The following is a 17,762-nucleotide window of genomic DNA, read 5'->3' as shown; positions in this document are numbered from 1 at the left end:
CACGCCGCCGGCGTCCCCTGAGCGGCCCACACGTGTGCCCCATTCGGCGCGACTGCGATCGCGCGGACGTACACCTGTTCCTAGCGTTTCGGTCATCGAGGTGCATTTCCGACGTAGGCGGAAAAGGTCCGCAGTTGCTCCTCGGGGACCGGAGGAACCACCATGCGCGCGATACGCGTCGCTTCGGCCGCACTGCTGGGCATCGCCGCCCTGACCTTCTCCGCACCGGCCGCCGTGGCCAAGAGCGGCAACATCACGCCCTTCGGTTTCAGTGTCCTGCCCTCGACCATCGCCGCAGGCGGACAGGTGACGCTGCGCCTGGAGCGGGACCACGGCGGCTGCAAGGGATCGGCGACGGTCACCTCGGCGGTCTTCGACACCATCACCATCCCGTCGAACAGGAACCAGGCCACGGCCGTCGTCGACTGGGACGCCAGACCCGGCGCGGCGTACCAGGTGACGTTCACCTGTGACGGCGTGAGCGGGTCCACAGGTCTGACCATCGCCGGCGGCCGCCCGGTCGGCCCCACACCGGTGCCGCTCCAGCCCGGCCGCGGTGTGCACGCCGGTGAGGGCGGCAGCCTCGCCGGGTTCGACCTCAAGGAGATCGGCATGGGTGCCGCGCTGATCGTGGGCTCGGTCGGGGCGGCGTACCACTTCTCCCGTCGCCGGACCGGCGAGGACGGCGGCTGACCGCGGCAACCACGACGGGCGTCCGCCCCGGCCCCTTTCGGAAACCGGGGCGGACGCCCGTGTCACGTGCGCTCGGAGCTCTCCGAGGGGGCGGAGATCAGATGTGCCGCTCGGACCGGCGACGCATCCAGAAGACCCCTCCGCCGATGACCGCCAGCGCCACGAGACCGCCGCCGATGGCCATGTCGGTCGGGGTGGCCCCGGTGGTGCTGCTGCCGCCGAGACCACCGCGGACACCACCGATGACGGTGAAGGCCGTGGGGTTGATCACGGTGCCGTTCCCACACAGGACGCTGATGCTGTGCGACCCCGTTGCGGCGTTCGTGTTGACCGTGGCGGTTCCCGTCGCCAGGTTGTTGGTGCCGGTCTTCAGCTTGGCCGCCGGGAAGGCGTCCGAGCTCGCGGTGGCGTCGCCGGTGCAGTTGTTGACGGTGATGGTCAGTTGACCGCCCCGGGCGATGACGCTGGGCAGGGCGACGGCATTGCTCGGGCTCAGGTTCATGCCGTCCCGCGCGACGGCCGTGGGAACGGCGAGTCCGAGCACGGCGACCGCGGCGCCGGCGGCCGCCAGGGCACGAGTAGTACGCATGTGATCCTCCGCGGAAGACGCCCCGGGAACTGTCCCCGGTTGATCGGCGAGAAAGCGCCTCCCAGACAGACCCTCAGATGCCTTGCGCCGGCCCGCATTTCGACACTGGTCCGTCCCGGTGAGAGGACACGCCGAGCGATTAGCCCACAATCGGATATCTCCGCAGGTCACGGACCGTCAGAAAATTCCTGTTCACGGCAACTCGGATGGCGCACCACGCGCATTCGGGGCCACCCGTTCGCGCCGGCCCCGTCGCCGCTTTCCCGCGCGGGACTTAGCGTTCTTGCATGCGCGCATGACGTGGCGACGGCCGTGTCGAGAGGGGAAGTCAATGTCTGCGTCCGAGCTGGCCGGTCTGGCCGAAGAGGAGGAGCAGCGCAAGAAGCGCGCTCCCTGGGGCGTGATAGCGCTTGTTCTGCTGACCGGCCTCGCACTCATCCGGAACGGCTCGGGGGAGTTCGACGTCGGGCCGCCGCAGCCCGCGTCGGCGGCCGCGGCGGACAGCCGGGTGGCGCCCGGCAGCACCTTCGGCAACTCCCCCGCTCCCTTGCCGTTCGCCGTGCCCGACCGGGTCTCCATCCCGGCGATCCGGGTCGACGCGCCGGTGACGCCGGTCGGACTGGACCCGGACGGCTGGGTCGGCGCGCCGCCGCCGGAGGACCCGAACCTGGCCGGCTGGTTCACCGGCGCGGTCTCCCCCGGCGAGAAGGGCACCGCCGTCGTCGTCGGCCATGTCGACAACAAACAGGGCCCCGCCGTGTTCTACGGACTCGGAGCCCTGAAGAAGGGAAATCGCATCGAGGTACGGCGCAAGGACGGAAAGACGGCGGTCTTCGAGATCTACGGCATCGAGGTCTTCGAGAAGAACGATTTCCCGGGCGACCGTGTCTACGGCTCGAAGGGCGCGCCCGAATTGCGGGTCATCACCTGCGGGGGCGGCTTTTCCAAGCAGAGCGGTTACGCCGGGAACGTCGTGGTCTTCGCCCGCCTGGCCGAGGTCCGCTGAGCGTTCCCCGGCCCGGCCGGCGTGTTCCGGTTATGCGTAATGCCGTCGCGGCACGGTGATGTGGTAGCCGGAATCGAGAAGCTGCGGAAGATAGTCGCGCAGCGCCCGGACACTCTGGGAACGGTTGCCCCCGGCGTCGTGCGAGAGCACCACGACGCCGGGGGCGGCGCCGTTCTCCACCCTGCCGACGATGGTGCGGGTGCCGGGGGTGGTCCAGTCGAGGGTGTCGACCGACCAGGCGAGGGGCTCCATGCCGAGTTCGGCGCCGAGTTGGAACGCCGCCCGGTTCCAGGCGCCGTAGGGGGCGCGGAACCACTCGGGCCGCTCGCCGTAGGCGTCCTCGATGACGTCGGAGGTACGTTCCATCTCGGAGCGCATGCGGGAGCGGGTGAGCCGGGTGAGCAGCGGGTGGGACCAGGTGTGGTTGCCGACGATGTGTCCCTCGTCCGCCATCCGGGCCAGCAGGTCCTGGTTGTCGACGGCCATCTCGCCGCACACGAAGAACATCGCGCGTACGTCGTACTCGGCGAGGGTGTCCAGGATGTGCGGGGTGTAGCGCGGGTCTGGTCCGTCGTCGAAGGTCAGCACCATGGTCCGGCCGCGTCCGGAGATCTTCAGGAACGGCTCGTGGCGTACGAGGGTCTTGTGGGGGGCGGCGGCGGGCGGCCCGTATCCGGTCAGGGGCTGGAGGCGGTAGGCCGAGGGCTTGGCCAGGCGGTGGGCCGGGGGGCCTGCGGCGGGGAGGGCCGGCCGGACCGGCTCCTCGCCGGTGACCGCCGCGAGCACACCGGCCGTGCCGGCGGACGCGACGGCGACCGTGCCGGCCAGCAGGGCCCGACGCCGTGTGAGCACCGCTGCCGCCTTCGACGACAGCCGTGTGAACAACTGATCCTTCGTCATGACTCATCAGTCGCCCGGCGGACGGCCGACGCACCTCAGCAACACCGGTGCGGCGGCACCAATACACCCGCCCGGCCCAGCGCGGGCGTTCCGCGCCGGTCGTGTGCGGCGCATGACGGGACCTCAGGACGACGTCGTACGAGGCCGTTCGGTGGTCGGCGCCCGGCCTCGTCCCCTCCGTCGGGGCCGGGCGCCGACGGGCTGCTGCGGACGTCGGTGACGGCCCGCTCGCGGCCCGCGCTTCGAGTGCCCCGTTCCGCCGACCTTGCGCCTCCCCGTTCGACGGGGGCCCGTATGCCGTCCGGACCTGCGGCTTCCGATAGCCTCACAGCCGTGACGGAACAGCACTCGCACCAGTTCGAGCGGGGCACGGACGGGCCCAAGGTGATCGTCGTCGGCGTGGACGGCTCCGACTCCTCGCTCCGCGCCGCCGCGTACGCCGGAGGTCTGGCCCGGCGACAGCACGCGCTGCTCGCCGTGGTGTACGTCCAGCCGGTGCTCGCCGCCGGCGCCGCGCTCGGCGCGCCGGTCGCGGAGACCACGGACGAGATCGCCGAGGACCTGGTCGCCCAGATCCGGCGCGCGACCGAGCAGAACAAGGGGATATTCGATGTGCGCTGGGAGTTCCACACCTTCCGCGGCGACCCCTACAGCGGTCTGACGAAGGCGGCGGACGAACTCAAGGCGGACGCGGTCGTGGTGGGCGCCTCGGAGCAGGCGGGTCACCGGATCGTCGGCTCCGTGGCGGTTCGGCTGGTCAAGGCCGGGCGGTGGCCGGTGACGGTGGTGCCGTAACCCCGGGCGGGCTCCGACGAGTACCACGGGCGCCCACAGGGGCCCGACGCCGCGTGTTCAGAGCCCGCGCAGGAACTCCAGGACGAGCGCGTTGAATTCCTCGGGCCTCTCCAGGTTCGGGAAGTGCGAGGTGCCCTCCACCAGGACCGAGCGGCCGTCGCGGGCGGTGCGTGCGAAGCGTTCCGCGTCGGCGAGCAGGTCCGGTGAGTCGAGCGAGCCGTTGACGGTGAGCACCGGGACGTCGATCTTCGGGACCCGGGCCCAGGTGTCGGTCATGGGTACGTGCCAGTTCCGCTCGCCCGGTGTGTGCTTGGCGATGGTGTGCAGGGCCATGTCGCGCAGGTGGTCCAGGATGCGCGGGTCGAGCTCGTCGGGCGAGCGGAACGGTCCGGCGGCGGACCCGAGGAAGACCTTCAGCCAGCCCTCGATGTCGCCCGATTCCAGGGCCCGTCGGGATTCCGCGACGACCTTCCGGGTCGCCTCGTGGGTGTACTGGAAGTCGCTGACGGAGGCACCGCTCAGGACGATCCCCCGGACCAGTTCCGGATACTCGATCGCCATGTCACCGGCGATGGCTCCGCCCATCGAGACACCGGCCACGACCGCGGGGCCCACGTCGAGGTGGCGCAGCAGGTCGGCGAGGTCGTCGGCCCAGCGGAACGGCTTGGTGGCGTTGGCGGTCCAGCCGTGGCCCCGGATGTCCACGGCGAGGACGCGGTGGTCGGCGGCGAGGACCGGCGTCTGGGCCGCGTAGAGGCGGTGGTCGATGTAGCCGGCGTGCAGGAGGACCACGGGGTCCCCGGTTCCGGCGTCGAGATAGGCGATCTCCCCGTCGGCAGATGCGAAGAAGCTCAGTTCCGAAGCAGCTGTCATGACAACCAAGGTGTCATCATCGCCCAAGTTTGGCAACCAAGGTGTCATAACTCGGCTGTCATGATGGCCGGGTGAACGACATCGACGAGCCGCTGCCACCGGACGATCTCGGCCACCGGGTCAGTGAGGTGTTCGACCTGATCGGCGCGCTCTACCGGCGCGGCCTTCGCAAGCTCGAACAGGGCCAGGACATCGAGGGGGTGTCCGTCGGCGTGCGCTCCGTTCTGGTCCTGCTGCACAGGTACGGGCCCATGACGGTGCCTCAGATGGGCCGGATCATGGCACTGACCCGGCAGTTCGTGCAGCGCATGGTGAACGACACCCTGGACCGGGACTGGGCGGAGACCACCCCCAACCCCGCGCACCAGCGGTCCTCGCTGATCCGGATCACACCGCAGGGCGAGGCCGTCATCACCGCGGTCCTCGCGCGGGAGCACGCCCTGAACCGGCAGGTCGGCGGCGGCGAGCTGACCGACACTGAGCTTCGGGCGTGCACTCGCGTACTCAAGGAGATGCTGCGGACGTTCGATCACGTGGACGTGGACTGACCCGGGCTACCGCCCCATGGTGAGCCCGTCCTTGCCCGCGCCCCGGCTCAGCACGACCTCCCGGATGCGGTCGCGCACGCCGTCCAGGTCCGCGCCCTGCGCGATCGCCCGGTTGAGGTTCACCACCCGGCCGGCGTCCAGGTCGAACATCTGGGGTACGAACTCCGCTTTCGTCACCCGCCAGCGCTCCCCGGGTCGGGCGGGCGGGGCAAAGGTGAAGCGGCCGAGGGTGGACTGGTTGCCGCGCGGGTCCTGGGCGCCCTCGTGGTTGAACATCTCACCGGCGATCTGGTCACCCATGCCGTAGACGACCCAGGTGCCGTTGACCTTCTCGTACGCCTGCGGGACATGGGCGTGGGTGCCGAGGATCAGGTCGATGTCGGGGCGGGAGCCGGTGCGGGCGGCGGTGAGGTCGCGGGCCAGCGCCATCTGCTGCTCGTCGGGCGCGTCCTGCCATTCCGTGCCCCAGTGCAGCGACACGACAACCACGTCCGCGCCCGCTTTCCGGGCGGCCCGGGCGTCCGCAAGGATCCTTTTCTCGTCCATCAGGCCGACCGCCCAGGGCTGCCCCTGGGGCAGCGGGAAGCCATTGGTGTCGTAGGTGTAGGCGAGGTGGGCCACCTTCGCCGCGCCCGCGCGCAGGACCGTGGCCGTGCGTGCCTCCTGCTCGGTGCGGGCCGATCCGGCGTGCCGTACGCCCGCGCGGTCGAGGGCGTCGAGGGTGCGGCGGATGCCGTCGGCGCCGTCGTCGAGGCTGTGGTTGGAGGCGGTGGAACAGCCGTCGTAGCCGGTGTCGGCGAGGGCCCGGGCCACCTCGGGCGGCGACTTGAAGGTGGGATAGCCGGTGTAGTCCCCGTTCGCGCCGTAGACGGTCTCCATGTGACACAGCGCCAGATCCGCGCGGGAGACGACGGATCGGATCCCGGCCAGCATCGGGCGGAAGTCGTAGCCGTTGCCGCCCGCGTCGAAGCGGGCCCGGTCGATGATCGAGCTGTGCGGCAGGACGTCCCCGGAGGCGACGAGCGTGAAACCGCGTGGCGCGGCGGCGGACGGGGCCGGATGCCCGGGCGTCTTGTGGTCGTGCGCCTGGCAGGCGGCCCCTCCGGCGAGAAGTGCCGTGAGGGCCAGGGCAATCTGCCGTCTGCGTGCAATCATCAGCTCACCCCACTGTGGTCATATTTACTGACGAATAGGTATGAGCTTCTCCGGATCCGCAAACGGCCCGGACGACTACTTGACCCGTCCGGGGCGGAAGCAACCGTTCACCGAACCGTTCGTCGACGCGATCGACCGTCCGCCGCAGATCCTTGTGCGGGCCCTGTCCCCCGGCCCCGGCCTGAGGTGCCATACGGCCATGACGGCCGGAACCACCCTCACGAACGGGACGACCGCCGAGCACGAGCTCGCCGCGCTTCAGCGGGAGCACGGCCGGCCCCTCTTCGCACTCCTGCTCCGGCTCAGTGACGGTGACCGGCAGCGCGCCGAGGACCTCGTACAGGAGACCCTCGTCCGCGCCTGGCAGCATCCCGAGGCGCTGCGCGCCGACGACTTCGACTCCGTACGGCCGTGGCTGCTGACCGTGGGACGGCGGCTCGCGATCGACGCGCGGCGGGCCCGGCAGGCACGTCCCGCGGAGGTCGGCGACGCGGTTCTCGAGAACGCGCGGGTGTGTGCCGATCACGCCGAACGGGCGGCCGCCACCCTCGATGTGCGCGAGGCTGTGAAGACACTCACTCCGGAGCACCGTGAAGTCCTGGTGCTGGTGTATTTCCAGGGGGCGAGTGTGGCGGAGGCCGCGGAAGTACTGGGGATTCCGCCCGGTACCGTGAAGTCCCGCGCGTACTACGCGCTGCGCGCCCTGCGCCGGGTGCTTCCGGGATACGCGGCCGACCTGCGGTGAAACCAATGGGAAAGTCAAACCTCCGTAAAGTGCCTTGCCGCGGACCCCTGTTGAGTAATCGGCTGTCCTCATCCGTTTTCCGGATGGGGCCCGGCGACGGGCGACGCGCACGCACCGGAGGAAGGCAGGAAGGGATGCTGCACAGAGGTCAAGAGAGCACGGACGGGGGCGAACTCGTCGTCCCCATGGCCTGGTTGTACGCCGAGTACATCGCCGACGAGCTGCTGCGTTCCGGCGATCTGATGCCGCCGACGTCCTTCGAGTTCCGCGCCGGACGCGACGCGCTCGCGCTGACCGTCTTCCTCGCCGACATCGAGGGCGAACTCTCCGGCATCCAGGTCGTCTCCCAGCTGGAGAACTGGCTGTCCCTGACGGCGTACGACCAGCCGTGGCAGGACTGGGTGTGCGAGCGGATGGCCGCGCTCACCGCCGAGGCGGTCGTCTCCGGCGAGCCCGTGCCGGATCTCGAACTCGCGGCGGAGGCCTGGCGTTGGCTGGAGGAGACGGAGCTGCTCGCACCCGATCTGAACGCCGTGCCGGGCGGCGGCTCGGGGCTCGGTGAGGACGAGGGTCCGAAGGTGTGGACCCCCGCGTGGCAGCTGGGTCTGCCGCTCGGCCACCTCGCCATCCACCTGTTCTAGATTTCTTTCGATTCGGACCAATCCGCGGGACCGCCCGCTCCGAATCCCATGGTCACGATTCTGTGCATGCCTTGAGTGATTCGGCGGGCTGGTGCGTACCGGTGGGAGCAAGGAGTAACACCACCCACACTCAACGGCACGAGGTTTCCGCATGAGGTCCTTGGAAAGGCATCGCGACGTCGGCGCGTACGCGCTCGGCGTGCTGGACGAGGCGGAGTCCTTCCGTTTCGAGGACCACCTCATGGAGTGCCCCAAGTGCGCGGCACACGTGACGGAGTTCGGTCCTGTGACCCGTCAGATGATGTTGTACCGACGGGCCACGCCCCGCGTGGTGCATCCCATGGCCCAGCCGGGCCCCCAGCTCCTGAACCGCCTCCTCGGCGAGGTCGCGGTCCGGCACCGGGCGCGCCGCAGGCGGGTGCTGTACGCCGTGGCCGCCTCGGTGGTCCTGGCGGTGGGCGGTCCCACGCTCGCGTTGACGGCGGGCGGCGACTCGGCGCCGGCCGCCAGTGTCGAGGCCACCGACGCCCGGTCCGGGGTGTGGGCGCAGGTCACCACCGAGGACGAGGACTGGGGCACCCAGGTGGAACTCAAGGTCAAGGACGAGGCCGGCCCTCGTGCCTGTCACCTCGTCGCGGTCGGCCGCGACGGCAAGGAGGAGACCGTCACCGGCTGGAACGCCACAGGCCACGCCACCGGCGACGACACCATGATGGGCAGCTCCACCTTCCACGCCGACCAGATCGACCACTACGAGGTCAGGACAGCGGGCGGGGAGCATCTGGTGACGCTGGACCCGAGCTGAGAGCGCCGGATCACTTGAGCAGTCTCGACATCCTCCGGTCCGCCAGTGGCTTGCCCCCCGTCTGGCAGGTGGGGCAGTACTGGAGCGAGGAGTCACTGAAGGAGACCTCGCGGATCGTGTCACCGCAGACGGGACAGCTCTCGCCGGTACGGCCGTGGACGCGCAGGCCGGACCTTTTCTCCGCCTTCAGGCGGCCCGCGGCCACCCCCCTGGAGCGCTCCACCGCCTCGGTGAGTGTCGTGCGCAGGGCCCCGTAGAGGGTGTGCATCTCCTCGGGCGTCAGGGACGCCGCCAGCTTGAAGGGGGACATTCTCGCCGCGTGCAGGATCTCGTCGCTGTACGCGTTGCCGACGCCGGCGATCAGTCCCTGGTCCCGCAGCGCGCCCTTCAGCTGCCGTCGCTCCTTCGCCAGAAGCGCAGTCAGGCGGGCCTCGTCGAAGTCGTCGGCCAGGGGATCCGGGCCGAGGCGCGCCACACCCGGGACCTCCAGCGGGTCCCGCACCACGTAGACCGCGAGGCGCTTTTGCGTACCGGCCTCCGTGAGGTCGAAACCCGCGCCGGTCTCCAGCGCTACCCGTAGGGCGAGGGGGCCCTTGCCGGGGCGGGGCGGGCCGTCGGGGAGACGGTCCTTCCAGTGGAGCCAGCCCGCCCGGGCCAGGTGGGTGACGAAACGGGGGCCGTCGGCGGTCTCCAGGTCCAGGAACTTGCCGTGCCGGTGCACGGCGACGACCTCGCGGCCCTCCATCGCGGCGAGCGGGGGGTCGTACGTCTTCAGAACGCTGATGGCCACCGGCAGTGCGCGCACGATCTCGTGGCCGACCAGGTTGTCGGTGAGGAAGTCCTTGAGTGCTTCCACCTCGGGGAGTTCCGGCATACGTCCAGAGTGCCACCGGGGACGGCCGTGGTCAGTTCCGATCCGGTACGACGAACTCGCACCACACGCATTTCCCGCCGCCCCGCGCCTCCACGCCCCACCTCTCGGACATCAGGTCGACCAGGAGCAGACCCCGGCCGGAGACCCCCGACTCCCCCGCCTCCCTGCGGCGCGGCAGGGCGCTGGAGGAGTCCTCGACCTCGACACGCATCCGCCGGTCGGTGCCGGTCAGGACCCGCAGGGTGACGATCGCGGGGCCCTCGGTGTGCATCAGGGCGTTGGTGATCAGCTCGTCGGCGACCAGTTCGATCTCGTCGGAGCGCCTTCGCGCGCCCCACGCGACGACCGCGGCCCTGATCATGTGCCGGGCCTGGGTGAGGGCCTCGGGGTCGCCGGGCGCCACGTGCTGCCTGAGACGGCCGCCGCTCTGCGGTGAGTCCAGTCCGCGGCGGCGCAGCAGGAGCAGCGCCACGTCGTCGTCGCCGCTGCGCTCCTCGGCCACGTCGATGAGCCGGTCGGCGAGTTCCCATACGTCGGCGGGGCCGGTGGCGACGAGGGCCGTGAGGGTCTGCACACCGTCGTCGAGGTCCGCGCCGGGCTGTTCGACCAGGCCGTCGGTGCACAGCAGCAGGGTGTCCCCGGGGTCGAGCTCGAGGGTGCTGACGGGATATTCGAGCTCCCCGAACTCCGCGGACAGCCCCAGCGGCAGCCCGCCGTCCACGGTCACCCGGTGACAGCTCCCGTCGGCCCGCCGGACCAGCGGGTCGATATGGCCCGCCCTCACCACCTGGACGACTCCGGTGGTCAGGTCGGCCTGCGCGTACAGGCAGGTCGCGAAGCGGGCGGTGTCGAGCTCGTGCAGGAACACGGAGGCCCGGGCCATCACGGTGGCCGGCGGGTGGCCCTCGGCGGCGTAGGCCCTCAGGACGATCCGCAGCTGGCCCATGACGGCCGCGGCGTGGGTGTCGTGGCCCTGGACGTCTCCGATGACGGCGCCGACGCGACCTCCCCCGGAGGGGGTACCACCGGGCAGCGGGATCAGGTCGTACCAGTCGCCGCCGATGTCCCGGCCCAGCGCGCCCTCGGTGGTGGCGGCCCGGTAGCGGACGGCGACGTCGGCGCCGGGCACGCTGGGGATGCTGCGGGGCAGCATGGCCTGCTGGAGGCCGGTGGCGAGGTCCTTCTCCTGCTCGTACAGCATGGCCCGCTGAAGGCTCTGGGCGATGCTGCTGCCGAGGGCGATGAGGACGTTGCGGTCCTCGGGGGTGAAGCCGTGCCGGTCGCTGTAGAGCAGGCCCATGGCGCCGATCGGGCGGGCCTCGGCGATGAGCGGGAGGTAGGCGGCGGAGGTGATGTTGAGGCCGGTGAGGTGGGGCCACAGGACCGGGTAGCGCTCCGCGAACTCGTCCGGTGACTCGATGAACCGCGGGCTGAGCGTGCGCACGGCCTCGCTCATCGGGTACGGCTCGTCGATCCGGGTGATGTCGGTGCCAGGCACGAAACTGCCCGCGGGGCCCTCGGCGATCAGCCTGATCCGGCCGGCCTCGACCAGGCCCATGACGAGGCTGGTGGCGCCGAGGTGGGTGAGTCCGTGGGTGTCCTTGAGGACGTCGATGACGTCCTGGACGGTCCGGGCGTGGGCGAGGGCGGCCGTGGTGAGCTGTACGACATTGGTCTGCCGACGCTGCGCCTCGTCCTGGGCCGCCTGCTCCCGGCGGCCGTCCAGCTCGCTCATCTCCTGGGTGGCGTCACGGACGATGCCGATGATCCGGCGCGGGCGGCCCGTCCCGTCGCGGCGGATGTAGCCCTGGGTGTGGGTCCAGCGCAGGCTGCCGTCGCGGCAGCGCAGGCGGAAGTAGGTGCCGTAGTTCTCGCTGCCGTCCTTCATGGCCTGGGCGACCAGGGCGTCGAGCCGGTGGGCCTCGCTGGTCGGGAACCGGAGGGCGAGGCTCGTGGGGTGTCCGTCGTATTCGTCGGGGCGCACGTCGAAGACCTCGTGGGCCTGGGCGTCCATGTGGAACAGACCGGTGTCCAGGTCCCAGTCGAAGCTGCCCATGCGGTTGAGCGCCAGGATCGGATCCGGGTGGGCGGGCCAGTCGTCCGGGAGTGACAGGGCGCTCGCTCCCCGATCAACCATGGGGCCACCTTGCCAGGATTTGTCCGATTCCTCGACCGGGAACGGGTACGCGGGGAGCCCGCACGCTCACCCGGGTTACGCAAGCGAGAGTGAGGTACACGGAGAGTCACGTGGGGTTCCGGCGTGACGATGGAGGCAGGAGCGCACGGCTGTGGACTGGTTCACCGCACCCGACTACTGGCTGAGCCGGCTGGTCTTCCAGCGGGCTCTGGCGGTGCTGTACGTCGTCGCGTTCCTGACGGCGGCCCTCCAGTTCAGGGCCCTGCTCGGAGAGCGCGGGATGCTGCCGGTCCCGCGGTTCGTGGCGCGGGTACCGTTCCGGCGGGCCCCGAGCCTCTTCCAACTCCACTACTCGGACCGCTTTTTCGCGGCATGCGCGTGGACGGGCTGTGCGGTGGCCGTGGCGCTGGCGGCGGGCCTCGACTCCCGGCTGCCGCTGTGGGGCGCGATGCTGCTGTGGCTGGTGCCGTGGCTGCTGTATCTGTCGATCGTCAACGTGGGCCAGACCTGGTACGGCTTCGGCTGGGAGTCCCTGCTGCTGGAGGTCGGCTTCCTCGCGGTGTTCCTCGGCAACGACGACGTGGCCCCGCCCGTCGTGGTGCTGTTCCTCCTGCGCTGGATCCTCTTCCGGGTCGAGTTCGGCGCGGGGCTCATCAAGATGCGGGGCGACGCCTGCTGGCGCAAGCTCACCTGCCTCTACCACCACCACGAGACACAGCCGATGCCAGGTCCGCTGAGCCGGTACTTCCACCATCTGCCCCGGCCGGTGCACCGGGTGGAGGCGGCCGCGAACCACGTCACCCAACTCGTCGTGCCCTTCCTGCTGTTCGCCCCGCAGCCGATCGCCTCGACGGCCGCGTCATTGATGATCGTCACGCAGCTGTGGCTGGTCCTCTCGGGCAACTTCGCCTGGCTGAACTGGATCACGATCGTGCTGGCGGTCCCGGCGCTTCGACTCCCCGGCGACGCACCGGACCTGTCCGCCACCCCGCTCTGGTACGAGGTCCTGGTCCTCACCGTCGCCGCGCTCCTCCTCGGCTTGAGCCGCCGCCCGGTCCGCAACATGCTCTCCCGCCGCCAGGTCATGAACCGCTCCTTCGACCCGCTCCATCTCGTCAACACCTACGGCGCGTTCGGCAGCGTCAGCCGGATCCGCTACGAGGTGGTCGTCGAGGGAACGGCGGACGACGTGCCGCGCGGGGACGCCGAGTGGAAGGAGTACGAGTTCAAGGGCAAGCCGGGTGATCCGCGGCGCAGACCACGCCAGTTCGCGCCCTACCATCTGCGCCTGGACTGGATGATGTGGTTCGCCGCCCTGTCCCCGGCGTACGCCGAGGCGTGGTTCGCCACGATGGTCGAACGGCTCCTGGAGAACGACCCCGCCACGCTGAAGCTGTTGCGCCGCTCCCCGTTCCCGCCGCACGCGCCGCCCCGCCATGTCCGCGCCCGCCTCTTCCGGTACCGGTACACGACGCGGCGGGAGCTGCGGGAGACGGGCGCGTGCTGGGAACGGACGTATGTGCGGGAGTTCTGGCCACCGACACGGTTGGCGCGAGAGGCGCAGCGGTCGTGACGCGGTGGCGGACGTTCCCGGGGCGACGGTCGGCGCACATCCGGACGACACGGAAGTCGGCTGCGGAGGCGCCTTGTCGCGCCATGCCGTCCAGGGCAGCGGCGGGGCTCGCCTCCCGACCGGCGGCGTCGACGTTCGGCGGTTCACGCCGCAGTGGTCGGCCGAACTTCCAGACCGTACGTCCGGATCGCGTTGTCACCGAAGACCGCCGCCCGTTCGTGCGAGGACAGTGGTCCCGTCAACTCACTTGCTGTTTCGACGACTTGCGCGTAGGTCGCCGCGAGCCTGCACACCGGCCAGTCCGAGCCGAACAGCAGGCGGTCCGGGCCGAAGGCGTCCAGGACCGTGTCGGCGTACGGGCGCAGGTCGTCGGGGGTCCAGGACGCGAGGTCCGCCTCGGTGACCATGCCGGAGAGTTTGCAGACGGTGTTGGGGAGGGCGGCGAGGGCGCGGACGTCCGTCGCCCAGGGTTCCAGGCCCTGGGAGGCGATGGGGGGCTTGCCCAGGTGGTCGAGGACGAACGTGAGATGCGGCAGGGAACCGGCCGCCTTGACGCAGACGGGCAGTTGGTGCGGGAGGACCACCAGGTCGTACACCAGTCCGGCGTCGGCCACGGCTGCCAGGCCCCGGTGGACGTCCGGGCGCAGCAGCCAGTCCGGGTCCGGCTCGCCCTGGACCTGATGACGGATGCCCTTGAGGTGGGAGCCGCCGGGGAGTTCGAGGAGCCTGGCCAGTTCGTCGGCGACGTCGGGGCGGGTGAGGTCGGTCCAGCCGACCACACCGGCGATCAGCTCGTGTCCGGCCGCGAGGGCGAGGAACTCCGGGGTCTCCTCCGGGACGGTGACCGTCTGGACCAGGACCGTGTGCCCGACTCCCGCCGCGGCGGCCTCCGGAGCGAGGTCCGCCATGGTGAAGTTCCGTCGCAACGGGCTGTCCGGGGCGATCCAGTCCTGGTCCCGCGTCGACAGGTCCCATACGTGGTGATGGGCGTCGACGACCGTCACGGCAGCTCCCACACGACGGGCAGACCGGCGTCGGAGCCCTCGCCGGAGTAGTCGTGCACGACGTCGAGGAGTTCGGCCATGCGGGCCTGCCAGGTGACGTTCACCGGCAGCTTCTCCAGCTCGGCGAGGAGGCGGCCGTAGTCCTCGCACTCCAGGACGTGGAAGAGGTCGGTGCCACTGCGCCAGATCGTCCAGGAGGTGGCGCCGGCGGCGCGGATCGCGTCGGTGAGTTCGACGGGCACCTCGCGGTGGGCGGCGTCGTACGCGTCGATGCGGTCCGCGCGGACCTTGGTGTGCAGGGCGACCCTCATGACGGCACCTCTGTGGTGAGCAGGCCGGTGTCCCGCAGCTCCTGCCAGAACGCGGCGGGCACGGGCGTCTCGAACTGGTCCGCCGCGTCCCGGACCTCGTCTGCCGAGCGGGCTCCGACGAGGACGCTCGCGACGGCCGGGTGGGCCGCGCAGAACGCCAGGGCGGCGGCACGCAGGCTGATGCCGTGTCGTTCGGCGATCTCCTTCATGCGCAGGGCCTTGTCCAGCACCTCCCCTGGAGGTTGCGCGTAGTTGTACGTCGACTCGGGCTTCGGATCCGCCAGCAGGCCCGAGTTGAAGGCACCGCCGACGACCACCGAGACGCCCCGCTCGACGGCGGCGGGCAGCAGTTCAGCGAGCGCGCTCTGGTCCAGCAGGGTGTAGCGGCCGGCGCACAGCACCACATCGACGTCGGTCTCGCGGACGAAGCGGGTGAGCATCGCCGTCTGGTTCATGCCGGCACCGATCGCCCCGACCACGCCCTCCGAGCGGAGCTTCTCCAGGGCCGGATAGCCCTCACGGAAGGCCTGTTCGGCGTGGTCGTCCGGGTCGTGGAGGTAGACGACGTCCACGCGGTCGAGGCCGAGCCGTTCGAGGGAGGCGTCCAGGGTGCGGCGTACGCCGTCGGCGGAGAAGTCCCAGACGCGCCGCCGAGTGGCGGGGACCGCGAAGGAGTTGGCGAGGTCGTCGCCGCCGCCCGCGGCCGGCTCCAGGCGACGGCCCGCCTTCGTGGAGATCGTGTACTCGGCGCGAGGGCACTCCCGAAGGGCCTCTCCGAGGCGCCGTTCCGACAGGCCGAGGCCGTAGTGCGGGGCGGTGTCGAAGTAACGGATGCCTCGCTGCCATGCGGCGGTCACCGCCTCGTGCGCCCGCTCGTCGCTGACCTCGGTGAAGAGGTTGCCGATGGCGGCGGCACCGAACCCGAGGCCGCCGACCCGGACGCCACTGTTGCCGAGCGTGTTCTCCGGCCCACCGGTCGCTGTCCCGGCGGTCACTGGCCCACCGGCCTCAGGCGCAGGCCCTGCATGCCGCCGTCGACGGCGAGGGAGGTGCCGGTGGTGGCGCCCGAGAGCGGGCTCGCCAAGTAGGCGATGGCGCCCGCGACTTCGTCCGCGGACACCAGCCGCCCTGCGGGCTGGCGGGCCTCCAGTGCGGCGCGTTCGGCAGCCGGGTCGGCGGCCTTGGCGAGCAGACGGCCGATCCACGGGGTGTCCGCCGTACCGGGGTTGACGCAGTTCACACGGATACCCTCGCGGACGTGGTCGGCGGCCATGGCGAGGGTCAGGGAGTGCACCGCTCCCTTCGTCGCGCTGTACAGCGCTCGCTGCGGGAGGCCCGCGGTCGCCGCGATGGAGGAGGTGTTCACGATCGCCGCGTGCGCGGACTCTCGCAGGTGGGGCAGGGCGGCGCGGGCCACCCGGACCATGCCGACGACGTTGACGTCCAGGACCCGGTGCCATTCCTCGTCGTCGTTGTCCGCCACGGTGCCCTGGGCGCCGATGCCCGCGTTGTTGACGACGACGTCGAGTCCGCCGAGGTCGGCCACGGCGGCGGCCACGGCCTCGCGGACGGAGGCGTCGTCGGTGACGTCTGCGCGGTAGGCGAGCAGCGGCTTCTCGACGGAGGACGGGTCCAGGTCGAGGACGGCGACCTGGGCGCCGCGTGCGGCGAGGAGTTCCGCGGTGGCCCGGCCGATGCCGGAGGCCCCGCCGGTCACCAGCGCCTTGAGACCCTCGAAGTCGCTCATGCGGCCTGCCCCTTCTTCTGTGTGTCATCGGCGAGGTCTTCTGCCCAGAAGGCGCCGCCGGGGAACGTGTACCGGGCGATGGACTCAGGGCGCATGGCGGCGGAGAAGCCCGGCGCGGTGGGTGCCGTGTAGTGGCCGTCCCTGATCACCACGGGGTCGAGGAAGTGGTCGTGCAGATGGTCGACGTACTCGATGACCCGGTCCTCGGTGGTTCCGGTGACCGCCACGTAGTCGAACATCGAGAGGTGCTGGACGAGTTCGCACAGGCCGACCCCGCCCGCGTGCGGGCAGACCGGCACACCGAACTTGGCCGCGAGCAGGAGGATGGCGAGGTTCTCGTTGACGCCGCCGACCCGGGCCGCGTCGATCTGGACCACGTCGAGGGAGCCGGCCTGCAGGAGTTGTTTGAAGACGACCCGGTTCTGGACGTGCTCGCCGGTGGCGACCTTGACCGGGGCCACCGCCCGGCGGATCGTGGCGTGGCCGAGGATGTCGTCGGGGCTGGTGGGCTCCTCGATCCAGTACGGGTCGAACTCGGCGAGTGCCTTGGTCCAGCGGATCGCCTCGTCGACGTCCCAGCGCTGGTTCGCGTCGATCGCCATGCGGATGTCCGGGCCGACGACCCGGCGGGCGACACGGCAGCGCCGTATGTCGTCCTCCAGGTCCGCGCCGACCTTCAGCTTGATCTGCCGGAAGCCGTCGGCGACGGCTTCGGCGGCGAGCCGGGTGAGCTTGGCGTCGTCGTAGCCGAGCCAGCCCGCGGAGGTGGTGTAGGCGGGGTAGCCGCGTTCCGACACGAGAACCTTGCGGTCCTGGGCGCCCTCCCGCCCGCGGCGCAGGATCTCCAGCGCCTCCTCGGGAGTGAGCGCGTCCGTGAGGTACCGGAAATCGACCTGGCGCACCAGCCACTCGGGCTCGGCGTCGGCCAGGAACTGCCACAGCGGCTTGTCGGCACGCTTGGCGGCCAGGTCCCACGCGGCGTTGACGACGGCGCCGATCGCCATGTGCATCACGCCCTTCTCGGGGCCGAGCCAGCGCAGTTGGCTGTCGCCGATCAGGTCGCGGTTCAACGTCCCCGGGTCCGCGCACAGTTCGTCGACGGACCGTCCCACCACGTGCCCGCGCAGCGCCTCGATCGCGGCGACCTGAACCTCGTTGCCCCGCCCGATGGTGAAGGTGAATCCATGCCCCTCGTGCCCGTCGGCCGCGTCGGTGCGCAGCACCACGTAGGCCGCCGAGTAGTCGGGGTCCGGGTTCATCGCGTCGGAGCCGTCGAGCTCGCGCGAGGTGGGGAAGCGGATGTCGTAGGTGTCTACCGCAGTGATGCGGGCGGGGGTCGAGGACACGGAAGACCTTTCGGTAGGTG

At 70.9% G+C, this 17,762-nt stretch carries 19 protein-coding genes; 8 read left to right on the top strand and 11 right to left on the bottom strand.

Annotated elements, in window-relative coordinates:
* The first annotated feature begins 162 nt into the window (after positions 1 to 162).
* Entirely contained in the window at positions 163 to 693 is a 531-nt protein-coding gene (locus OHT57_RS42175) for a hypothetical protein (RefSeq protein WP_328752230.1), read from the top strand.
* A 97-nt stretch (positions 694 to 790) separates the two neighbouring features.
* Here OHT57_RS42175 and OHT57_RS42170 read toward each other — a convergent pair whose 3' ends face one another.
* Positions 791 to 1,282, bottom strand: a complete 492-nt coding sequence (locus OHT57_RS42170; protein ID WP_328752229.1) for a hypothetical protein — start codon at positions 1,280 to 1,282, stop codon at positions 791 to 793.
* Between the two features lie 331 nt (positions 1,283 to 1,613).
* On the opposite strand from OHT57_RS42170, the gene OHT57_RS42165 reads away from it, so the two are divergent.
* Positions 1,614 to 2,288, top strand: a complete 675-nt coding sequence (locus tag OHT57_RS42165) for a class F sortase (protein ID WP_328752228.1) — start codon at positions 1,614 to 1,616, stop codon at positions 2,286 to 2,288.
* Between the two features lie 30 nt (positions 2,289 to 2,318).
* Here OHT57_RS42165 and OHT57_RS42160 read toward each other — a convergent pair whose 3' ends face one another.
* A complete protein-coding gene (locus OHT57_RS42160) occupies positions 2,319 to 3,188 on the bottom strand; it encodes a polysaccharide deacetylase family protein (protein ID WP_328752227.1) in 870 nt (289 codons plus the stop codon).
* Positions 3,189 to 3,521: 333 nt separating this feature from the next.
* On the opposite strand from OHT57_RS42160, the gene OHT57_RS42155 reads away from it, so the two are divergent.
* On the top strand, positions 3,522 to 3,983 hold the full coding sequence (locus tag OHT57_RS42155; protein ID WP_328752226.1) for a universal stress protein: 462 nt from the start codon (positions 3,522 to 3,524) through the stop codon (positions 3,981 to 3,983).
* Positions 3,984 to 4,040: 57 nt separating this feature from the next.
* Here OHT57_RS42155 and OHT57_RS42150 read toward each other — a convergent pair whose 3' ends face one another.
* Positions 4,041 to 4,856, bottom strand: a complete 816-nt coding sequence (locus tag OHT57_RS42150) for an alpha/beta fold hydrolase (RefSeq protein WP_328752225.1) — start codon at positions 4,854 to 4,856, stop codon at positions 4,041 to 4,043.
* Between the two features lie 71 nt (positions 4,857 to 4,927).
* On the opposite strand from OHT57_RS42150, the gene OHT57_RS42145 reads away from it, so the two are divergent.
* Positions 4,928 to 5,404 (top strand): MarR family winged helix-turn-helix transcriptional regulator, encoded by a 477-nt coding sequence (locus tag OHT57_RS42145; RefSeq protein ID WP_328752224.1) that lies wholly within the window; start codon positions 4,928 to 4,930, stop codon positions 5,402 to 5,404.
* A 6-nt stretch (positions 5,405 to 5,410) separates the two neighbouring features.
* On the opposite strand, the gene OHT57_RS42140 is transcribed toward OHT57_RS42145, so the two are convergent.
* Positions 5,411 to 6,559, bottom strand: coding sequence for a CapA family protein (locus tag OHT57_RS42140; RefSeq protein WP_328752223.1), 1,149 nt, complete (start codon positions 6,557 to 6,559; stop codon positions 5,411 to 5,413).
* A gap of 199 nt (positions 6,560 to 6,758) precedes the next feature.
* Here OHT57_RS42140 and OHT57_RS42135 point away from each other — a divergent pair, with 199 nt between their 5' ends.
* The 3 genes from OHT57_RS42135 to OHT57_RS42125 all read left to right on the top strand — a co-directional run bounded on the left by OHT57_RS42135 (position 6,759) and on the right by OHT57_RS42125 (position 8,750).
* The gene (locus OHT57_RS42135; RefSeq protein ID WP_164422272.1) at positions 6,759 to 7,304 is read left to right on the top strand and encodes a sigma-70 family RNA polymerase sigma factor; all 546 of its coding nucleotides are present in this window, start codon (positions 6,759 to 6,761) and stop codon (positions 7,302 to 7,304) included.
* A 134-nt stretch (positions 7,305 to 7,438) separates the two neighbouring features.
* Entirely contained in the window at positions 7,439 to 7,945 is a 507-nt protein-coding gene (locus OHT57_RS42130) for a hypothetical protein (protein ID WP_328752222.1), read from the top strand.
* Positions 7,946 to 8,096: 151 nt separating this feature from the next.
* Positions 8,097 to 8,750, top strand: a complete 654-nt coding sequence (locus OHT57_RS42125; RefSeq protein WP_328752221.1) for a zf-HC2 domain-containing protein — start codon at positions 8,097 to 8,099, stop codon at positions 8,748 to 8,750.
* A 10-nt stretch (positions 8,751 to 8,760) separates the two neighbouring features.
* Here OHT57_RS42125 and OHT57_RS42120 read toward each other — a convergent pair whose 3' ends face one another.
* Positions 8,761 to 9,624, bottom strand: coding sequence for an Fpg/Nei family DNA glycosylase (locus tag OHT57_RS42120; RefSeq protein WP_328752220.1), 864 nt, complete (start codon positions 9,622 to 9,624; stop codon positions 8,761 to 8,763).
* A 31-nt stretch (positions 9,625 to 9,655) separates the two neighbouring features.
* Positions 9,656 to 11,761, bottom strand: coding sequence for a SpoIIE family protein phosphatase (locus tag OHT57_RS42115; RefSeq protein WP_328752219.1), 2,106 nt, complete (start codon positions 11,759 to 11,761; stop codon positions 9,656 to 9,658).
* 151 nt (positions 11,762 to 11,912) lie between these two features.
* Between OHT57_RS42115 and OHT57_RS42110 the strand changes: the two genes are divergently transcribed.
* Positions 11,913 to 13,334: a lipase maturation factor family protein gene (locus OHT57_RS42110; RefSeq protein WP_328752218.1), complete on the top strand. Its 1,422-nt coding sequence runs from the start codon at positions 11,913 to 11,915 to the stop codon at positions 13,332 to 13,334.
* Between the two features lie 143 nt (positions 13,335 to 13,477).
* Here the strand turns inward: OHT57_RS42110 and OHT57_RS42105 are convergent, their stop codons facing one another.
* From OHT57_RS42105 to OHT57_RS42085, 5 genes are read right to left on the bottom strand one after another with little or no spacing between them, the layout of a single operon-like run.
* The gene (locus OHT57_RS42105; protein WP_328752217.1) at positions 13,478 to 14,338 is read right to left on the bottom strand and encodes an amidohydrolase family protein; all 861 of its coding nucleotides are present in this window, start codon (positions 14,336 to 14,338) and stop codon (positions 13,478 to 13,480) included.
* Complete coding sequence (locus OHT57_RS42100; protein ID WP_328752216.1) at positions 14,335 to 14,649, bottom strand: L-rhamnose mutarotase; 315 nt, start codon at positions 14,647 to 14,649, stop codon at positions 14,335 to 14,337. Before OHT57_RS42100 ends, OHT57_RS42105 begins: the two co-directional genes overlap by 4 nt.
* Positions 14,646 to 15,644 carry an aldo/keto reductase gene (locus tag OHT57_RS42095; protein WP_328752215.1) on the bottom strand — a complete coding sequence of 333 codons (999 nt, stop codon included), beginning with the start codon at positions 15,642 to 15,644 and terminating at the stop codon, positions 14,646 to 14,648. The genes OHT57_RS42100 and OHT57_RS42095 overlap by 4 nt, the downstream gene beginning before the upstream one ends.
* Complete coding sequence (locus tag OHT57_RS42090) at positions 15,641 to 16,396, bottom strand: SDR family NAD(P)-dependent oxidoreductase (RefSeq protein WP_328752214.1); 756 nt, start codon at positions 16,394 to 16,396, stop codon at positions 15,641 to 15,643. The genes OHT57_RS42095 and OHT57_RS42090 overlap by 4 nt, the downstream gene beginning before the upstream one ends.
* Entirely contained in the window at positions 16,393 to 17,742 is a 1,350-nt protein-coding gene (locus OHT57_RS42085; protein ID WP_328752213.1) for an L-fuconate dehydratase, read from the bottom strand. Before OHT57_RS42085 ends, OHT57_RS42090 begins: the two co-directional genes overlap by 4 nt.
* Between the last annotated feature and the right edge of the window lie 20 nt (positions 17,743 to 17,762).

The sequence above is a fragment of the Streptomyces sp. NBC_00285 genome, assembly GCF_036174265.1.
GTDB lineage: Bacteria > Actinomycetota > Actinomycetes > Streptomycetales > Streptomycetaceae > Streptomyces.
Note: the sequence above shows the minus strand (reverse complement) of the source record. Positions and strands in the feature narration are given on the sequence as shown.

Bases quoted from the DNA above. Each gene is read 5' to 3' on its own strand.
- OHT57_RS42175 (WP_328752230.1), top strand. From the start codon at position 163: ATGCGCGCGATACGCGTCGCTTCGGCCGCACTGCTGGGCATCGCCGCC.
- OHT57_RS42120 (WP_328752220.1), bottom strand. From the start codon at position 9,624: ATGCCGGAACTCCCCGAGGTGGAAGCACTCAAGGACTTCCTCACCGAC.
- OHT57_RS42130 (WP_328752222.1), top strand. From the start codon at position 7,439: ATGCTGCACAGAGGTCAAGAGAGCACGGACGGGGGCGAACTCGTCGTC.
- OHT57_RS42170 (WP_328752229.1), bottom strand. From the start codon at position 1,282: ATGCGTACTACTCGTGCCCTGGCGGCCGCCGGCGCCGCGGTCGCCGTG.
- OHT57_RS42135 (WP_164422272.1), top strand. From the start codon at position 6,759: ATGACGGCCGGAACCACCCTCACGAACGGGACGACCGCCGAGCACGAG.
- OHT57_RS42090 (WP_328752214.1), bottom strand. From the start codon at position 16,396: ATGAGCGACTTCGAGGGTCTCAAGGCGCTGGTGACCGGCGGGGCCTCC.
- OHT57_RS42165 (WP_328752228.1), top strand. From the start codon at position 1,614: ATGTCTGCGTCCGAGCTGGCCGGTCTGGCCGAAGAGGAGGAGCAGCGC.
- OHT57_RS42115 (WP_328752219.1), bottom strand. From the start codon at position 11,761: ATGGTTGATCGGGGAGCGAGCGCCCTGTCACTCCCGGACGACTGGCCC.
- OHT57_RS42150 (WP_328752225.1), bottom strand. From the start codon at position 4,856: ATGACAGCTGCTTCGGAACTGAGCTTCTTCGCATCTGCCGACGGGGAG.
- OHT57_RS42160 (WP_328752227.1), bottom strand. From the start codon at position 3,188: ATGACGAAGGATCAGTTGTTCACACGGCTGTCGTCGAAGGCGGCAGCG.
- OHT57_RS42140 (WP_328752223.1), bottom strand. From the start codon at position 6,559: ATGATTGCACGCAGACGGCAGATTGCCCTGGCCCTCACGGCACTTCTC.
- OHT57_RS42125 (WP_328752221.1), top strand. From the start codon at position 8,097: ATGAGGTCCTTGGAAAGGCATCGCGACGTCGGCGCGTACGCGCTCGGC.
- OHT57_RS42100 (WP_328752216.1), bottom strand. From the start codon at position 14,649: ATGAGGGTCGCCCTGCACACCAAGGTCCGCGCGGACCGCATCGACGCG.